The following is an 18,570-nucleotide window of genomic DNA, read 5'->3' as shown; positions in this document are numbered from 1 at the left end:
AAAAAACAAACTTTTTATAAACAATAAGTAGTTTTTTATCAAAACAACTTATATAAATGATAACAGGACTGAAAAATCAAAAGAAGGATCACTCATGGAAATGGAAAGGAGCTTTAAACGAGGAATGCGAAAATCAATTCATTTTAAGTTAGGTTTACTTATTGTATTCCTTTCAATACTCAAAGTTGATAAGTGCATAGGATAAAACTAGCTTTTCGACTACTGGTAGAATTTACCTATCAACGCACGATGAAAGAATCGTTGTTCATTTTTCTGAAAATCTAAAATATGAGTGCTTGCGATATGGTATAATCTATTTCGTTGAAATTGTTTTGAGAGGATGGCATGATTGAAATTATTTGGATTGACCTTTGGCTTAAGAAATGTAAAAACTGGCATTAGTGTATTTCTATGTATTTTGATTAGTTTTCTTTTGAATCGTGAAACGTATGTTGTATCGACGATCACAGCTGTTTTCACATTACGAGAAGACCATGAAAACACTGTCAAATACGGGAAACATCGGATTGCCGGCAACAGCTTTGGCGCAATCGCTTCCGTGTTTTGTATTGCGATATTTAACTTTTTCGGACATTCGTCCGTTATACAAATCATTGCGATCCCTTTAGTGATCATGTTGATGATCGCTTTATTGGTCAAATTTGATTACTCCGAGGGAACAGTTGGCGCCTGTGCCACACTATTGACGATTTTATTTATGATTCCTCAAACTGAATCATACTTGTATGCCTTTAATCGGATTATTGACAGCTTCATAGGCATGACGATCGCCATACTGGTGAATCGCTTTTTCCCATTTCCCAATAAACGCACTACACAAACGAAGGCAACACCGAGTCAGAGCGAATCGGTTTGAAACAAAGCAGAAAAAGAACCCCATCTCAAAACGGCATTGAGATGGGGTTTTAAAAATGGATCAGTTACTGAAAAATACTTGTTGGTCTTCAACTAATGGATAAGAAATCGGTACATTGCCTCCCAAATCTTCTTTATTCATATCGACTGCAACGATTTGACTATTTTCATACGTACGATAGTAATAGATCCCTTTATCTGTATTGCAGCAAGAAGTATAAATCGTGTATTCATAGTTTTCATTTCCAATATCACATAGTCCTTTTTGCTGTTCGACAGAACCTAGAATATGGAAAAACTGACTAATGCTTTCGGATTCAGATTCTCCAGAAACGGAATTCAATCGGGTAAATGCCGCTTTGACAAAACGAGACATCGAAGAAAGATCTCCTGGAAGACCTAAGCCCCCCATTCCACGACTGTACTCATCAAAATCCAGCTTGTCAGAAAAATGCGTTTCTGGTGTTTTCGATGATAACACACGGTAGTTATTCAAATTGAATAACTGGTAGTCAAATGGCGGATTATTCGTTAAGACCCCGACCGAATTTTCATGAATATGAAGACCATCACTCATACTCTCAACAACGATGGCGCTCTTTTTATCAGCAATCATCCAATGCAATGGCGATAATGGTAGTTCTTCACTAAAATTGATCTTTACCAGATTAACCTTCGCCAACAGGGCTTTTGCCTCTTCCACGGTAGCGCATTGTCCTAGTATCCATGGGATGAATTCAAAAGGCGTGACATTTTCTTTCCCCTCTTGAAACTCATTGTATACAGCATTTTCTGGAAAATTCAAACCAGCGATACCTAAGCCTTTTTCGTTGACCGCATCATAATAGAGTGGGTATTCAGCGACTCCAGCAGCAATCCCGATCATCGCATAATGGTGATCTATTTCACTTACTTTGCGAAATTTCAATTGATAATTTCTCGGAGTAATGGTCACCACTTCTTTATAAGAAACATCGTAATCAAAATTTCTGCCAAAATAATGATCCTTCGTTACATACGTTAGCGCAGTACACATCCTAATTCCTCCTAAAATAAGTTTTTACACCTTTAATTTACTCCTATCGCATTTTTTTAACAAGTAAAACGGAAGAAATATTAATAAAAAGATAATTAGACATTTTATAATTATTTTAATATGAACTAAAATTCAAAAAAAAATTTCAGCTTAAATGCCTGCCTTCTCACAGCTTGCTCACTTCGGGAACACTTGGACGACAGCTTCCGAGTTTGGTGCGAAAAGAGGAAGTTGCTACTATTTTTACCTTTCCTTTAGAAAGTTTAAAATTCTCTAAAATGCACAAAGTAAACATTGTAAGCGATTGCTAAAATAGGAAAACCTGCTATACTGTAAGTGTAAGGAGCAAGGATTCCCAGTAAAGCAGACGAAGCAGGTTCTGCAAGAAAAGAATTGTTGTCAACTTAGAATAAAAGACAAAGGATGTGGGAATTTGAGTTACTCCTTACTAATTGAATAGGATTCGGCGATGGGCATCGTTACCTGAGGATCAAAGTGGACATAAGAACCTTTGAGAACCTAGAAAGCACAATCGTCGAATCTATTTTTTTGCTCTTTTTTTCAGGCATCGTCCCCCCTCCTTCTGTCGAAACATGCTATAATTAATCGCATTGAACGAAAAAACGATATGGAGCTATTCATAAAATGAACTATTATTATCACTTCCTCGTGAACCCTGTCTCAGGCAGTGGACGAGGAAAAAAAGCGGTGGAACGTGTGCAAAAAATCGTAAAAAAACATCGTTTCCCCCATCAAGTCTATTTAACAAAGTCTCCAGGTGATGAACGAACGATTACACGAAAACTCTTAAAAGAGCGCCTCATTCCTTGGGATGAGGTCTATTTAGAAAACGGCGAGATGCTTTATCCATTATTGGTGGTTATCGGCGGTGATGGAACGTTGCACCAAGTAGTTTCAGAGTTACAACTTGAACAACAACAAATCCCCGTTGCCTATATCCCTGCTGGTTCAGGAAATGATTTTGCTCGGAGTATCGAGTTGCCGCGGGAACCAGAAAAAGCATTTTGGAAAATTGCTGGTACTACTAAGCCTCAAGAATTGACCATTATCCGTTATGAGGAGCAGATCCAAGAAGAAAATGGCATTGCTCTTAATAATGTCGGAATTGGTCTTGATGCGGCAATCGTCTATACCACCAATCACTCTGTGGCAAAAAGCAATCTAAATAAGTTTAATCTTGGCTCCTTTTCCTATATCGCTGCGATTATTCGGGTTTTGTTTCGCCAAAAAGGCTTCCCGATCTTAGTTGAGTGCAATGGGCAGCAGTTCAGTTACAAAAAAGCTTTTTTATGTACCACGACCAATCATCCTTACTTTGGCGGCGGTGTGGCGATTGCTCCAACCGCTTCAGTCAAAGAGAAAAAGTTTGATTTCGTTCTTGTCGAACGTGTGTCGCTTTTTAAGATTTTTTGGCTGATCGGCTTACTGATGCGAAAGAAACACATGAATTCACGTTACTTTCACCATCTTTCCACTTCGAAGCTGAGAATCATCTCCCCCGTTCCTCAACATGGACAAGAAGATGGCGAGGAAATGGGGCAACGCCCCTTTGATATTACCTTTACCACGGCTTCACAATTATTCTGGTGCCCATAAAAAAACGATACAAATCGCTGCTGATTTGTATCGTTTTTCTATCCGTTCGATCATTAATTTTTCGCCGAATGGTATTGCCAACGACGGCTTCCTTCTCTTCCCAAAATAAATTGGAGCATTGAAAATACGGCAGCAAAAGCAACTAGTACGAAGCCATTGAACCAAAAAGATTCTGTGAACGCTTGATTATAAGTGAGGGTTTCACTGATCAATGTATTGTTTTGTACAAACCAATAGGTTGGCGTAAACGCTGCAATTTTATTGACGATATCTGGCAGGAAATTCGCGGATACAAAGACACCACCGACAAAACAACTTCCTGTTATGAAGATATTGCTGATCCCACCGATTGCTTCTGAGTTTTTCACCAGGGAAGTGACACAAGCTGAAAAGCTGATAACTGGCAATAAAAACAAGAACGTATTCAAAATGTGGTACCAGGCTGCTGTATCCCAAGACGTGCGAATCACTAATAACACCATCAGTAGTAGAAAGCCGAAGGTCAAGAGTAGCGAGTAGCTGATCAAACTTAGAAGGATTTTCCGCTGCAATACACGCTTCGGAAGTGGTGCACTCTGGTTTCGCTTGCTGATTTCTTTGCGATTGAATGCCAAGTTGATCACACCAAACCCGCTAAATACCGAGAGAAAGAGCCCATAAGACAATAAGTTAAAGGTCATGCCAGTCAACAGTTTTTTCATTCGCTGCCCATACTCTGCACTCAGCTTCACATCCCCTGTGACCGCTAGTGCAGATTGCGCTTGTTCTATCGCCGCTGCGACGGTTTTGCCTTCCTCCTGAAACAAAAGGACTGTTTGTAAAAAAGTGTTCACTTGCTGAGTGACGACTGTTTTAGAAAAGGCATCGGGTCGACTTTGAATCTCGATCGTCGGCATCTTGCCTGCCTCAACTTGATAAGTGAAATCTGCTGGCACATGCAAGACAATGTTTACACGATTAAAATAAAGCGCATCATCAATTTCTTTTTGCGAGGTGCCATCCAACGTGACCAAGGTTTGCTTTTCTTTTAAATAGGCTCGGAGACCATCCACGACAGGCGACTCCTCCTCACTGATCAAAGCAATTTTTGCCTCTTGCAAAGAGGTGTTTTCGACATCGATGCTTTGTGCATAAAAGAATGTGACAACAACAGTGATCAATACCCCAATCAGTAAGTTCGACTTATTTGCTTTAAGCAAAGTCCAAATCGTTTTATAAAGCGTCATAGCGCACCCCTCTTTCGATCCAAGCATTCCCGATGGCAAATAGGACGATAAAGCCAGTCAGCCATAGAAGATTGGTATAAAAGCTAGTCAAATCTGTATAGTAGTACAATTGATACAGGCTTTCACTGATCAAATTGACGAGATTCACTTGCCCCAACAGTGGCACATGCAGATCAAGCCAATACTTGATTTGTTCCGAGCCCATCATCCCGGCAAAAAAGCTCATTGCCATCGTCACGGAGACCAAAATTCCGTCCTTTTGCACCAAATTCATTTTTGGTGTCAGATTCCCAATCAATGTCCCTAGCAAAATCGCACACAATGATCCTAATGCGGCAACCAGCAGTAACCACTGCCAACGTTCGCCGAAGTCTACTTGATAGACAAAACGAAAGACGGCTAAGATAAGATAGATTTCGACTAACACAATCGTAAAACTTGCCGCTAAATTCGCACTTGAAACCAATGTCCGTTTCCTTGGTATCAAGGAAAGCCGAATACCATTCGCGGATTGATTGGCTTGCTGATCCTGGACATTGCGGACACCCCACATCGTCCCGTAGAGGATCGCCATCCCGATCAACGTAAAGAAATAGAAACTTTTGAAACTCATGTCACGATCAGCATTCACTTCTTGAAAAGTCGCTTCCTGCTCAAAAGCCGATAGAATTGGTGCCAGATCAAGGCTCTCAAGTTCTGCCGCTTTACTAGCAATGATTGCTGTGCGTTGTAAAAATTGATCCATTACATTTTTCATCAACGACTGGCTCATGCCCGCTTGGCCCACATGCAGAGAAATGGTTTCATCATCAATCAGATAATACCCAGCTAAATCACCGGCAGTCAGCTTCTCAGCTGCCTCTGCCTCTTGTAATTCCTCGAGTTCAAATAATGGTTTTTCATTGATTTTTACTTGTTCAAGGACGGTGGAAAAATTTTCCGAAAGCGCTGATTGATCTCCAGTCTTTACGATCCCCGTTGTGATCGTTTCTAGATTGCCCGCTTGATCGATCTCCCAGAAGGCAGCCATAAACATTAGACCTAAGAGGATAGGAAACGCCAACGTCCAAAACAGCATGGATTTATTTCGCAGCAACACTTTTGTGCGGTATTTATAAAAATGCCAAAACATTGTGATTCCCTCCTTTAGTCTCTCAATTCCTTGCCCGTGATCTCTAAAAAGACATCATTCAAGGTGGCTTCTTTGGTTGCAATTTTTCCATAAGTGATATGCTCTGCTTGTAAGAGCGTCAGAATCGGTAATAAAACTGTATTCAGCTCCGTCGTTGTTACTTCAAGCTGACCGTTTTTATAGGCGATCCCATCAGAAGCAATGGTTTGCTGAATCGTTGTCAATACAGGCTCAGGCAGTAAGGGGATATCGATGGTCAAACGATCCGCTGTCCGTACCATATCTTTTAGAGATTCTTTGGTTCCTTTAGCAATCACCTGTCCTTGATCCATAATCACGATCTGGTCACAAAGAATCTCCACCTCTTCCATGTAATGGGTCGTATAAACAATCGTCGCTCCTTGACGATTCAGTTCTTTGATACTTTCTAAAATTTTGTTCCGACTTTGAGGATCGACCGCTACCGTGGGTTCATCTAAAAAGATCAAGCGCGGCTTATGAGCGATCCCGCAGGCGATATTCAATCGTCGCTTCAACCCACCGCTGAGCTCGCCTGGGTGAAACGTCACAAAATTTTCCAATCCCACTAATTGAATCACTTCTTCGATCAAGGCTTGGCGTTTCTGTTTGTCAGCAACATATAAACCGCAAAAGTAATCGATATTTTCTTGCACACTAAGTTCTTCAAAGACGGCAACATCTTGAGGAACGACGCCAATCATTGCCTTGACGGCATAATTTTCCGGCGTCATGATTGATCCAAACAGTTTAATGATCCCTTTGTCATAATTTAACAAAGAGAGCATACAGTTGATGGCGGTGGATTTTCCGCTCCCGTTTGGTCCCAATAATCCTAAAACTTCTCCTTCTTGAACTTGCAGATCAAAATGGTTCAATGCCACAAAATCACCATAGCGTTTTACTAATTTATCAATTTCGATAATCATGATGAAAAACTCCTTCCAAATTTCTTGTTAATCTGACTATAATAAAGTTCAAGGAAAGAAACTAGTGACGATTGGCTAAACCAACCATGACATTTGTCACAATGAAGGAGTCTCCTATGACGAACTATCGACCACTCACCGAAGCGGGCTTTTTCCTCGCTATCTCATTGTTCTTATTGGTAAACCAAGGATTTGTTGCTGTGCAAGTCATCTATCTGCTGATCGCTGTTTTATTTACTGGCGTCAGTTATTTGCTGCCTAAGAAACCAAGCTGGTTTTTTCAAGTTATTCTGTTGCTGCTATGTGCCTTTTGGCCAGCGCTTGCCCTCTTTTTGCCCGCAATGATGCGGGTGATCGCTCCAAAAGAAAGACAAGATGATGGTTTATTCCTATTAGGTTTTTTGTTGATTTCGACGGTTGGCAACCATTCACCCACTGAGCTCGCCTTTATCATCCTGCTACTGCTTTTCGCTTTTTATTTACGAAAAAAAGAGCAGCGAATGATCGATCTTGAGAAAAAATATATTGCTTCAAAAGATACCCATTGGGAAAAGCAGCAGCAGTTATCGGAACAAAACAAAGCATTAGCCCTGTCACAAGAGACAAAATTAGCCTTACAAATCGCGGAAGAACGAAATCGAATCGCGCGAGATATCCATGACAATGTCGGCCATCTACTTTCGAGTGCCATTTTACAAATTGGTGCGCTTGAAATGATCAATCAAGAGCCGAAATTAAATGTGCCGTTAGCAAATTTGAGTGCAACGGTTCACACTGGGATGGATCGCATTCGGCAAAGCGTTCATGATCTCCATGAAACCTCGATTTCTTTTCCGCAGGCCATAGAGTTTCTGATTGCTGATTTCCCCTCTTCCGTAACGATTGAAGGAAACTTGTTTGAAGGATTGAGCGAAGCACAGCAAAACTGTTTCTTAATGGTCATCAAAGAAGCCTTGACCAACAGCATCAAACACAGTCATGCCAAAACCGTTGTCGTGCATTTTCGCACGTTGCCCGCCTTTTACCGTTTGCAGATCACCAACGAGGACGTCAATTCACCCCAAACTGCAAACAGCGGAATCGGTCTAAAAACGATGCGTCAACGGGTCCAGGAGCTACAAGGTCAAGTTCATATTTTGCAAGAAAACCAACGCTTTCAGTTGACGATCATTTTACCAAAGGAGGAACACCAATGATTACTGTAGTCATTATTGATGATGACCCGTTCGTGACGACCTCGTTACAAACCATTCTTGAAAGCACAGAAGAGATTCAGGTGTTGGATATCGGTCATTGTGCCAAAGACGCCATTGCTCTTTACGAAGCCCATCGTCCTGACGTTTTGTTGACCGACATCCGTATGCCGGAACAAACTGGGATCGCTGCTGCCAAAGAAATACTGGCTAAATTTCCCCAAGCGATCCTCTTGCTTTTGACCACCTTCAAAGATCAAGAATACATTCGTGAAGCCTTTTCTATCGGTGTCAAAGGATATTTGATCAAACAGAACCTGCAAGCGATCATCCCTTCTGTCAAAGCCGCATACAATGGGCAAGTCGTGTTTGGGAATGAGATCGTCGAGACCTTCACGCAAATGATGAAGAACCAACCAGCGATAGATAATCAAGCATCTTTTAGCGAACGTGAACTTGCGATCATCAAAGAAGTAGCAGCGGGTAAAAATAATAAAGAAATCGCTGATGCCTTGTATTTGAGTGATGGAACCATTCGTAATTACATCAGTCAATTACTAGAAAAGCTGGAGTTGCGGGATCGCACGCAATTAGCGATCTATTATTATCAGCATTTAAAGTAAACCTCATCGATTGCAAAAAAGCCTGAAGAATGCGAAGCTGCATTCTTCAGGCTTTTTGTTTTCTACTCGATTATCCGACTGTCATAGTATTTTTGTGGACAAGCTATGGATTTCCAGGACTGCCAGGATTCGTTGGGTTATTCGGTGTGTTAGGCGGAAAAATCGGCGCCTTATCTAACGTTTTTTCTAACCCTGATTCTTCCCGATCGCCTCGTTCTGACTCAGGACTTTCATCCAATTTGAATTCTTTTTCCATCTCATCTAATTTTTTAAAGTCGTTGCCAGATTCTTTTGCTAATTTTGCTAATTTATCTTCGGTTTCTTTCGCCATAACGTAACGCCTCCTTTTGATTTTAGCTTAGCATAAGAAGCTAAAAAACCAAAAGAAAGCGCTCACTAACGACCCTTTTTTAGTATTTTCTCATCTTTGAATCAACCATTTTTTGCGGGCATAAAGTCGTATGGAGAACAATCCTTCATGCCAATCATTGGATCCACTAAATGCTTTTTGACCATCGTTAAGGTCAATACACCATCGTTTGGCGTTTCTTCGATGAGTGCTTCTTCCACCGTAGTCCCTTCACTTAGAACCTTATCCCCTGAAAGAGGCTTTGCCATTTCTGTCTGATTTGATGCTGACGGTTCCGTCTCGGCAAAAGCAAACAAATCAAGCCCACTATCTGAGGTCTTTTCTACCGCTTGCTTGTTAGCACTAACTTCAGTGCTGGATTGCTCCTTTATCTTCGTCGAAGACGTTTTTACTTTCGTGTCAACAGAGGAATCCTCATAAAATGGATCATCCGCTTCTTCAAATTGGGCCAATTTTGCTCGTTGTAACGGCGTCATTTTTTCTGTGCCATTGATGCGTTCTTTCAGCGTCGTTAAACGAGTCGCAGATTCGTGGTTGACACAAGTTTGGTACGCTTGTGGTTCACCAAGTAAAATCAGCATCTCTTTGCTACGGGTCACAGCAGTATATAGCAAATTGCGCTGCAGCATGCGTTGGTATTGATGAACCATCGGCAAAATAACCATTTGAAATTCACTGCCTTGAGATTTATGGATCGAACAACAGTAGGATAACGTGATCTTGTTCCATTCATTCCGCTTATAGGTCACTTCGTTGGCATCAAATTGAATGACCAGCTCGTCGACCTTGTCTTCCGACTGTTTGGCTAGAGTGATCCCAACGATTTGGCCCATATCGCCATTAAACACGTTATCTTCAGGAGAGTTTACCAACTGCAAGACCTTATCTCCGATACGATACACCGTATCATTGAAGGTCACCTCTTTTTTGGTCCCATCATTGGGGTTAAAGATCTCTTGCATCATTTTATTAAGGGCATCGATCCCGGCTGCCCCACGATACATCGGTGCCAACACTTGAATATCTTGCGGCGTGTAGCCTTTGTCTTTTGCCCGTTTCACGATCTGAGCGATCAACGGTTCGATTTTGTAAGCATCACACGCAAAGAAAGAACGATCTTTTTGGTTTTGTGTAAAATCTGCAGGCAGCTGCCCGTTTTTTATGGCATGGGCGAGTGGAATAATACTTGACCCATCGCCTTGGCGGTAGATCTCCGTCAATTCTTGTTTCGGGATCGCATCGATCGCTAGCAAGTCATGAAGAACTTGTCCTGGCCCCACAGAAGGAAGCTGATCTTTATCCCCCACAAAAATCACTTGCATGTTCGTAGGAATCGACTTAAAGAGGGTATTCGCCAGCCATGTATCCACCATAGACATCTCATCGACGATCAGTAAGCCGCCTTCTAATTCTTTTGGACTGATCGATGGCGCTTTTTCACGTCCGTTCAAGCCTAACAAACGATGGATCGTACCACTTGGCAAGCCAGTCGTTTCGTTCATTCGTTTGGCGGCTCGACCAGTCGGTGCTGCCAAGAGAATCGGAAAGGTTTCGTCGCTGTATTTTGATGGCTCTAAGTCCAAATCGTTCAACTCAGCAAACAATTGTACGATCCCATTGATCACCGTCGTTTTCCCAGTACCAGGTCCTCCTGTCAAAATAAACAATGGCGAACGAATGGCTTCTTTGATTGCTTCTTCTTGCGAAGACCCATAGGTGATTCCTAAATGCTTCTCAATTTTTCGCAGCGTTTTGCTGATTGTTTTCTCAGGATACACGATCTCTTTTTTGCGAGAAAGCAAGCGTTCGATGGAACTAGCGATTCCCCACTCAGAAAAGTACAAACTGTTTTCATATAAACGAGTTTCTTCTTGCTGGATTTTTCCTTCTTCCACTAATTGAATGATCGTTGATGCCAGGTCGTCTGGCGCGATCTCAATAGGTCGACTCGTCTCTAATAAACGCAGTGTCTGCTCTAACAAGTCCTGGGCGTGGATAAAGGTATTACCCGTCTGCAAGGACTGGGCAAAGATCTGATGCAAGACCGCCGCTCGAAACCGTTGCGGTGACGATGCTTCGATCCCTAGTTGCTCAGCGATGCCATCTGCACGTTTAAAGCCAATGCCTTCAATGTCTTCCACCAGCTGATAAGGATTTTCTTCGATAATTGCTAATGCTTCATTTTTGTAGGCTTGGTAGATTGCAAAAGAAAGCTGACTACCAAAACCATAACGGCTCAAGCCAACGATCACTTGATCCATCCCATGGTTTTGCCGAACGGTATCTAAAATCATTTTTTGCTTACTTTCATTCAATCCTGGAATCTGCTCCAACAATGTTGGTTCTTCCAGCATCCGGTCGATCGCTTCTTCTCCTAAAAGATCAACGATTTTTTCAGCGGTCTTCTTGCCGATCCCAGGAAATTTTTCTCCAGAAAGATAGGCGATCAACCCTTGTTCAGAGGTTGGTTGTTCTTGTTGGTAGCTTTCGGCCTTCAACTGGACGCCATACTTGGGATGATTGACCAGCTCACCAAAAAACCGATACTTTTCCTCTTCTTGGATTTCGCCGAAACTACCAGTAACGACGATCTCCGAGTCTTTGTAGTCGGCATTATTCTCAGTGACTTTAACTAATAGTACTTTATAAAAATTGCTGGGATTCTGGAAAAAGATGGCGGCAACATGGCCGACAAAAAACGTTCTTTCTGGAATCATGGTGCCGCTCCTTTCATGGTTTACAATAAAGCGTCTAATCCTGCCTGATTGCTTAAAAAGCTTGCTTCATTCCAAAGTTTTAGTTTAAAAGGCAATACTTTTTGTTCATTCGTCTCTAATAAGCTAACGCTGTTATTGACTAATCCACCTTGCTCTCTTAATTCGGCTAATGGTTTGCCTGCAAGCCACTGTATAGCAGCCGTAAAGGATGCTCCATGACCGACGAACAATAATGGGCCTTCATGCTGCATCACCGCATCCATGACGACGGTCTCGATTCGGCTCAATGTTTTTTGGATCGGCTCACCTTTAAAGGCACTGGGATCGTATCTATCCAAGTGATTACGCAAATCATTCAGTTGTTGGGGATACTTCTCATGCATTTCATCGATGGACCGACCTTCCAATTCACCGAGTCCGATTTCTCGCAGGTTCTCATTATAAATGATTTCAACAGGGTGTTGGAGTCTTGCTTGGATCTCTTGGGCAGTCACTTTTGCTCGCAAAGATGTACTTGAGTAAATCTTCTCAAAAGGAATAGCTGCCAGATAATCACCGAGTAATTTGATCTCGTCATAACTTTCTGGCAATAACGGCGAATCCCCCAGCATTCCTTGAAAGCGGCGTGCTTGGTTCCACTCTGTTTTTCCGTGACGGGTAAAGTATAATTGCATCGAAAAAGCCTCGCTTCTTAGTCTAATTTGTCGTTCTCGTAATGATGCGTCAATTCCAACTCTGGGAAGCCTTGCTGCCGCAAAACTTCATAAATGATCAAGGCCGCCGTATTTGAAAGATTAAGGGAACGAACGTGCTCATCATTCATCGGAATCCGCAAGCATTTTTCGGCATGCTCTCGCATAAAGCTTTCTGGAAGCCCCGTCGTTTCTTTCCCAAAAATGAAGAACTGATCGTCATCTGCGGTGTAATCGACATCAGAATACACTCGATTGGCAAATTTCGAGATCAGGTACAACGGACGCGCTCCTAAAAAGTCCATAAAAGCAGCTAAATCTTTATGATAGGTAATATTGACATCATGCCAATAATCAAGCCCAGCACGCTTCAATTGCTTGTCATCCGTTGAAAAGCCTAAAGGCTCGATTAAGTGTAAATGAGTATTTGTTGCTGCACACGTCCGTGCAATATTCCCCGTATTGGCTGGGATCTGAGGTTCAAAAAGAACGATGTGATTCATAGATAAAAACTCCTTTCGATCGGTTACTGCCGATCGGTTCTCGCATTGATTTGTGTCGTTAAACGTTACGTTTTCCATTGCATGCTCAGTAACTACTTCAATAACTTCTATAGTACCATATTTTGGCACGCTTGTTTTTCTAGAAACAACATTTTTTGGGCGCTTTTTTGGGCATAAAAAAAACGTACCAACTCGGTGTCGATCACTGCGAGTCGTTACGTTAGTGAAGCTCTTTTCACTAACTTTTATCAGAACAGGAACCTGATAAAAACCAATGAAAAATGACTTGAGAACAATATATCACTCCCATGGCATGATTGCAAGAGTAAATAACAAAAAAGTTCAAAATATTTTCAGGAAATTTTCGCAATCAACACCTCAACATCAACCGTAATCTGTGTCAAAGGGGTTTGTCGCAGCTTTTCTTTGCGTTCCTCCGAAGCCCCCCACTCTAACGGGGACATGGCAAGTAAATCTTGACGATTTTCTTCAGGGATCGCAAAAACATGCGTCACTCTTTGACGGGATGCGTTGGGATAGTGTTCAAAAAATTTGCTAACGACCCGTTCATTCGAATACTGCTGTTTTGTTTCGTTATCAGGATAAAAAGCGGCTCGTAGCTCTTTTAAATAGTCCGCCGCAGGAACCACTTTGATCAGCTGTCCGCCTTTTCTTAGAATGCGGTTAAACTCCCCATAATTTGACGGCGAAAATAGATTGAAAATCGTATCAAAGCTCGCTTCAGCAAACGGCAGGTTGGTCAGATCCGCCACACACCAAAAAGCTGGTACGTTTTGATTGGTTGCTAGATAGACTCCGTCCTTGGCAATATCAAAGCCGACAGCCGCCTGAGTCTTTTCATTGACCAGCTGAGCCAGAAAACTGCCTTCCCCGCAGCCAACATCTAAAAGATGCTTAGCATCTCCCAAAGCTGCTTTGATGGTCTCAAGGACTGGTGCATACATGCCGCTAGCGATCATTCGTTGACGCGGCAAAAACAGTGCTTGATCATAATCTGCTTTGACTTGATGATCCAAAAAGAAAAGTGTGCCTTTCTTTGATAAGTCAAATCGATGACGATTTGGACAAACCAAGCCATTTTCGGTCGGGAAAAATGCTTGGCGGCACAATGGACATTCAAACAAGTGATAATGGGCGTTTAAAAATAGGCGCCCGCGATCGATTTTTTTTAACATTCAACTTCCCTCATCTCTGCTCTACTTTAGCATATTCTTGTGGTAGAATGCTAGTGGATAGAATAACAAATCAATTGAACACCCATCAAATGGAGGTAAATCATGTTAAAAGAATTTTGTGCAGAAAACTATACCAATATTCCCTTAGCAATCGCCCGAGGTGCAAAGCGCATCGAACTCTGTGATAATTTAGCAGTCGGCGGAACAACACCAAGTACCGGCGTGCAAGAAGAAGTTCTGCAATATGCTGGCGAAAAAGGAATACCCGTTATGACGATCATTCGACCTCGGGGCGGTGATTTTGTTTACAATGATACAGAATTGAAAATCATGCATACCGACTTGATCGAAGCAAAAAAATTAGGAACAGACGGCGTTGTTCTAGGTTGCTTAACTCCTAGCGGCTGGTTGGACGAAGAAGCATTGGAGCTACTGTTAGAAACCGCAGAAGGCTTGCAGGTTACTTTTCACATGGCATTCGACGCGATTCCTGTAGCGCGCCAATTCAAGGCGATCGATTGGTTAGCTGAGCATGGGGTACAGCGGATTTTGACCCATGGTGGTGCTGCAGGCACTCCAATCGAAGCAAATTTCGATCGTCTGAAAGAATTGATCGCCTATGCTGGTGAGCGTTTAACGATTTTACCTGGCGGTGGCATTTCCTTTGAAAATGCCCAAGAAGTTGCCGATACACTAGGTGTAAAAGAAGTTCATGGAACCAGAATCGTTGACCTTAACGATTGAGCTTGAAGGACACAAAGAAATCCCCACAAACGATGCGTTTCTATCGTTTGTGGGGATTCTTTTAGATCGCTTGCAATAAGTCGTATTGTGATTGATACAAATGGTGATACAAGCCTTTTTGTGCCATTAGCTGATCATGGTTACCCGATTCAGCGATTGTCCCCCCTGCCACGTAAAAGATTCGATCAGAATTTTTGATCGTGGACAGTCGGTGAGCGATGATAAATGAGGTTCTGCCTTCTAACAGCTTCAACAATCCTTCTTGCAGCAATTCTTCTGTCTTCGTATCGATACTTGAGGTCGCTTCATCTAAGATCAAAATTTTTGGATCAGCCAACAACGCTCGGGCAAAGGAAATCAGTTGGCGTTGCCCTGCAGATAAAGTACTTCCTCGTTCTTCGACGACGGTTTGATAGCCATCTTTCAACTCCGTGATAAAGTCGTGGGCACGGACGATCTTCGCTGCTTCGATGATCTCTTCTTCTGTCGCATCTAATTTTCCATAGCGAATATTCTCTATGATCGTTCCTGAGAAAATAAAGGTATCTTGCAGCATGACACCCATTTGTGAGCGCAGCGATTCCAGCGTCACGTCACGAACGTCCATCCCATCCACTTTAACACTGCCTTCATTGACATCATAAAAGCGGCTCAGCAAGTTGATGATCGTGGTCTTCCCTGCACCAGTAGGACCAACCAAAGCAATACTTTCCCCAGGTTCAATGTGGAAGTTAACATCAGAAAGAATGTTTTTGCCTTCTTCGTATCGGAAGGTCACGTGTTCAAAATCAACGGTCCCTTTCATCGTTGGCAATACGTTTGCATCTGGTTTGTCTTCGATATCTGGGACTTCATCCATCGTTTCAAAAATTCGTTCAAGATAGGCTGTTGCTGTAATCAAAGAATTATAAAAATTCCCGATATTGATGACTGGATTCCAGAAATTATTGATATAACTGATAAAAGCGATCAGAGTACCTGTGCTGACATCGACACCGATCTGACGAATGCCGACAAAATAAATCAAACAAGTCGTAATGACTGAAATGTTTTGCACCCCTGGCCACATCAGAAACTGAATTTTGACAGCTTTCATCCATGAAGTTCGGTAATCATTGCTGACTTCTTGGAAGATCTCAGCATTTTCTTCTTCTCGCGCAAAGGATTGAGTAATCTTGATACCAGCAATACTTTCATGAATGTAAGCATTTAGATTGGATTGTTTATTACTCAACACCTGATAGGCTTTGCGCTGGTTATTCTTGATCACCATCACCATGATGAACAAAATTGGCAGCAACGCAAGGGAATACAAGGTCAATTTGAAGTCGATCGCAAACATAAAGATCAAGGTGATGATGACGTTGAAAACATCCGAGATCAAATTGATCAGGCCGTTGCTCAATAGGTCACTCAGTGTATTGATATAGTTTACGATGCGAATCAAGATCTTGCCGTGGGGCCTTGTATCAAAATAAGAAAAAGGCAGTCGCTGCAGATGTTCAAAAATATCAAAGCGCATATCCTTCAATACGTCTTGACCAATATTCGTGATATGGTAGATACGGTAACGCATGCAGACGCCGATAACGATCAAGGTCACTAGAAAGGCAGCTCCTAGAAGCAGCAATTGGTTGACATTTTTCTCAGGAATCGATGAATCGATCGCGATCTTTGTGAACACGGGCGCCAGCATTCCTGCTAAGTTTGCCAGAATGATCGTAAATAGGACTTTCGCAATACTTCTTTTATAAGGAACGACATATTGTGACAAGCGTTTGAAATCCTTCCAACTAAATTCCTGGTCTAATTCCTCATCCACATCAAATTTATTTCTCGCCATCGTCTTCACCTCCTGACAAGCCTAATTGTTTTTGATACACTTCGTAGTATTTGCCCCGCAGACTGACAAGTTCTTCATGGGTCCCTTGTTCAACGACTCGTCCTTTTTCCATCATCAGAATCTGATCGGCTTCTCGAACAGAGGAGATCCGATGCGCAATGATAAACGTCGTTTTCTCTCCTGTTAATTTTGTCAGCTCCTGTTGGATCTTCGATTCTGTCTCCATATCGACGGCAGACGTCGTATCATCCAAAATCAAGATCGATGGATCTTTGGCTAAGGCCCGTGCTAGAGAGATCCGTTGTTTTTGTCCGCCAGAAAGCCCTACACCTCGCTCGCCCACGATCGTTTCATAGCCTTGAGGCATCCGAGAAATAAAGGTATCTGCATCAGCGACTACCGCCATTTGCCGAATAAAGCCTTCATCAGCTAAAGGATTTCCAAAAGCAATGTTGTCGGAGATGGTATTGGAAAACAAGAAGACATCTTGCATCACCATTGAAATGTTTTCCCGCATTTGACGCACGGGATACTCTTTGGCGTTTTTTCCATCAATCAATACTTCCCCTTCAGTCGGATCATAAAAGCGTCCAACTAAATTCACTAACGTCGTTTTCCCTGAACCGGTTTCCCCTAAGATCCCTAACGTTTGGCCAGGGCCAATTTTGAAGTTGATGTTTTCCAACACATTTTGATTCGGATCATCCGAAAAGTGGAAGGAAACATCTTTAAACTCTACAAATCCTTTGATTGGCTCTAATTTTTCTTGTTGATGAACAGGAATTTTCGATTCTTGCGCCAACATTTGCCGAATTTTGATACAGGCTGCAGAAAATCGCTGAACATCGTTGATCAACCAACCACTCATGCGCATAGGATTATTCAACATCCAAAGATAGCCATTAAACGCAACAAGATCTCCTAAGGTCATGTCCCCATTGATTACGAAAATTCCGCCTAAGACTAAGGCAATGACTGACAAGCTTCCTGCTAAGCCGTCAAGCCATGGCAGATAGGTACGGGAAACTTTGGCAGATGCCATGTTGCGGGTCTTAAAATCTTCGTTGTAGGAGCGAAATTTTTCAATCTCAAAATTTTCACGAGCGAAGGCTTTTACGACCCGATTGCCGCCGATATTTTCTTCCACCATTGAATTCAAGCGCGAAAAGCTCTCACGAATGTCAAAAAACAACGGGTGTGCTTTCTTAGACATGCGATTGGTCAACAGAAATATGATCGGTGTGACAGCCACCAGCGCCAACATCAATTTCCAATCAATAAAGCTCATAACCACCACCGCTGAAAAGAACCACAAGATACATTCAGCGATATTGTAGGTCACCCAAGAAACAAAGTGGCGAATGGCATCGGTATCACCAGTCATCCGTGCCATAATATCTCCCACACGAGTATGATTGAAAAAGTCGAAATCCAATTCTTGCAGCTTCTGATACAAATCTTCCCGTAAATCGTATAGCGTATTTTGCCCGACCCGTTCAAATAAAATTTGATAACTGTAGCGGACAATGGTACGAATGACGGTCGTTGCGATCATGATCAACAATAATGGAATCAATAAGTGCGTTTTTTGCTGATTGATGACATCATCGATCACCATTCCTCCCAAGTACGGATTAACAATGATCAGCGCTGCATTGATCACTAAAAACAGGACTGCCAATATGATTTTTCCCCGGTTCTTTTTGGCATAGCGCCAGATCCATTGTGTATTACTCATCTAATTCCCCCTCTCGTTGTTAAGCTTAGCGTTTTGAAAAGCGATTTGAATGGTTTTTCTTACTCATTTTGATGTAAAATATTAGTAAGAAGCACCATTCCCTTTTTTTACAGGAAA

Annotated in this window: 16 protein-coding genes; 5 read left to right on the top strand and 11 right to left on the bottom strand. The window is 42.2% G+C overall.

What is annotated here, in order from left to right; all coding sequences use genetic code 11:
* The first annotated feature begins 349 nt into the window (after positions 1-349).
* Positions 350-877: an FUSC family protein gene (locus tag ECA1_RS08695; RefSeq protein ID WP_060792254.1), complete on the top strand. Its 528-nt coding sequence runs from the start codon at positions 350-352 to the stop codon at positions 875-877.
* Positions 878-937: 60 nt separating this feature from the next.
* On the opposite strand, the gene bsh is transcribed toward ECA1_RS08695, so the two are convergent.
* The gene (bsh, locus tag ECA1_RS08690; protein WP_060792253.1) at positions 938-1,912 is read right to left on the bottom strand and encodes a choloylglycine hydrolase; all 975 of its coding nucleotides are present in this window, start codon (positions 1,910-1,912) and stop codon (positions 938-940) included.
* A gap of 645 nt (positions 1,913-2,557) precedes the next feature.
* Between bsh and ECA1_RS08685 the strand changes: the two genes are divergently transcribed.
* Positions 2,558-3,529 carry a diacylglycerol/lipid kinase family protein gene (locus tag ECA1_RS08685; RefSeq protein ID WP_060792252.1) on the top strand — a complete coding sequence of 324 codons (972 nt, stop codon included), beginning with the start codon at positions 2,558-2,560 and terminating at the stop codon, positions 3,527-3,529.
* Between the two features lie 53 nt (positions 3,530-3,582).
* Here ECA1_RS08685 and ECA1_RS08680 read toward each other — a convergent pair whose 3' ends face one another.
* From ECA1_RS08680 to ECA1_RS08670, 3 genes are read right to left on the bottom strand one after another with little or no spacing between them, the layout of a single operon-like run.
* On the bottom strand, positions 3,583-4,755 hold the full coding sequence (locus tag ECA1_RS08680; RefSeq protein ID WP_010749441.1) for an ABC transporter permease: 1,173 nt from the start codon (positions 4,753-4,755) through the stop codon (positions 3,583-3,585).
* A complete protein-coding gene (locus tag ECA1_RS08675) occupies positions 4,742-5,887 on the bottom strand; it encodes an ABC transporter permease (protein ID WP_060792251.1) in 1,146 nt (381 codons plus the stop codon). The genes ECA1_RS08680 and ECA1_RS08675 overlap by 14 nt, the downstream gene beginning before the upstream one ends.
* 14 nt (positions 5,888-5,901) lie before the next feature.
* Positions 5,902-6,834, bottom strand: coding sequence for an ABC transporter ATP-binding protein (locus ECA1_RS08670; RefSeq protein ID WP_060792250.1), 933 nt, complete (start codon positions 6,832-6,834; stop codon positions 5,902-5,904).
* 86 nt (positions 6,835-6,920) lie between these two features.
* Between ECA1_RS08670 and ECA1_RS08665 the strand changes: the two genes are divergently transcribed.
* Positions 6,921-8,030 carry a sensor histidine kinase gene (locus ECA1_RS08665; protein ID WP_370447897.1) on the top strand — a complete coding sequence of 370 codons (1,110 nt, stop codon included), beginning with the start codon at positions 6,921-6,923 and terminating at the stop codon, positions 8,028-8,030.
* Positions 8,027-8,650 (top strand): response regulator transcription factor, encoded by a 624-nt coding sequence (locus ECA1_RS08660; RefSeq protein WP_060792249.1) that lies wholly within the window; start codon positions 8,027-8,029, stop codon positions 8,648-8,650. The genes ECA1_RS08665 and ECA1_RS08660 overlap by 4 nt, the downstream gene beginning before the upstream one ends.
* Positions 8,651-8,753: 103 nt before the next feature.
* On the opposite strand, the gene ECA1_RS08655 is transcribed toward ECA1_RS08660, so the two are convergent.
* The 5 genes from ECA1_RS08655 to ECA1_RS08635 form a co-directional block, all read right to left on the bottom strand.
* Positions 8,754-8,981, bottom strand: a complete 228-nt coding sequence (locus ECA1_RS08655; RefSeq protein ID WP_005229738.1) for a hypothetical protein — start codon at positions 8,979-8,981, stop codon at positions 8,754-8,756.
* Between the two features lie 101 nt (positions 8,982-9,082).
* Positions 9,083-11,737: an SF1B family DNA helicase RecD2 gene (gene recD2, locus ECA1_RS08650; protein WP_060792248.1), complete on the bottom strand. Its 2,655-nt coding sequence runs from the start codon at positions 11,735-11,737 to the stop codon at positions 9,083-9,085.
* Between the two features lie 20 nt (positions 11,738-11,757).
* The gene (locus tag ECA1_RS08645) at positions 11,758-12,411 is read right to left on the bottom strand and encodes a histidine phosphatase family protein (protein WP_060792247.1); all 654 of its coding nucleotides are present in this window, start codon (positions 12,409-12,411) and stop codon (positions 11,758-11,760) included.
* 17 nt (positions 12,412-12,428) lie between these two features.
* Positions 12,429-12,932 (bottom strand): tRNA (uridine(34)/cytosine(34)/5-carboxymethylaminomethyluridine(34)-2'-O)-methyltransferase TrmL, encoded by a 504-nt coding sequence (trmL, locus tag ECA1_RS08640; protein WP_005229727.1) that lies wholly within the window; start codon positions 12,930-12,932, stop codon positions 12,429-12,431.
* Positions 12,933-13,285: 353 nt separating this feature from the next.
* A complete protein-coding gene (locus ECA1_RS08635; protein WP_005229724.1) occupies positions 13,286-14,128 on the bottom strand; it encodes a methyltransferase domain-containing protein in 843 nt (280 codons plus the stop codon).
* A gap of 102 nt (positions 14,129-14,230) precedes the next feature.
* Here ECA1_RS08635 and ECA1_RS08630 point away from each other — a divergent pair, with 102 nt between their 5' ends.
* Positions 14,231-14,872, top strand: coding sequence for a copper homeostasis protein CutC (locus ECA1_RS08630; protein ID WP_005229722.1), 642 nt, complete (start codon positions 14,231-14,233; stop codon positions 14,870-14,872).
* Between the two features lie 61 nt (positions 14,873-14,933).
* On the opposite strand, the gene ECA1_RS08625 is transcribed toward ECA1_RS08630, so the two are convergent.
* Together ECA1_RS08625 and ECA1_RS08620 are read right to left on the bottom strand one after the other, a co-directional pair.
* Positions 14,934-16,715 carry an ABC transporter ATP-binding protein gene (locus ECA1_RS08625; protein WP_060792246.1) on the bottom strand — a complete coding sequence of 594 codons (1,782 nt, stop codon included), beginning with the start codon at positions 16,713-16,715 and terminating at the stop codon, positions 14,934-14,936.
* Complete coding sequence (locus tag ECA1_RS08620; RefSeq protein ID WP_060792245.1) at positions 16,702-18,453, bottom strand: ABC transporter ATP-binding protein; 1,752 nt, start codon at positions 18,451-18,453, stop codon at positions 16,702-16,704. Before ECA1_RS08620 ends, ECA1_RS08625 begins: the two co-directional genes overlap by 14 nt.
* Between the last annotated feature and the right edge of the window lie 117 nt (positions 18,454-18,570).

This window comes from Enterococcus casseliflavus NBRC 100478, from assembly GCF_001544095.1.
GTDB lineage: Bacteria > Bacillota > Bacilli > Lactobacillales > Enterococcaceae > Enterococcus_D > Enterococcus_D casseliflavus.
The sequence above is the reverse complement of the archived record's forward strand: the minus strand, read 5'-3'. Positions and strand labels throughout refer to the sequence as shown.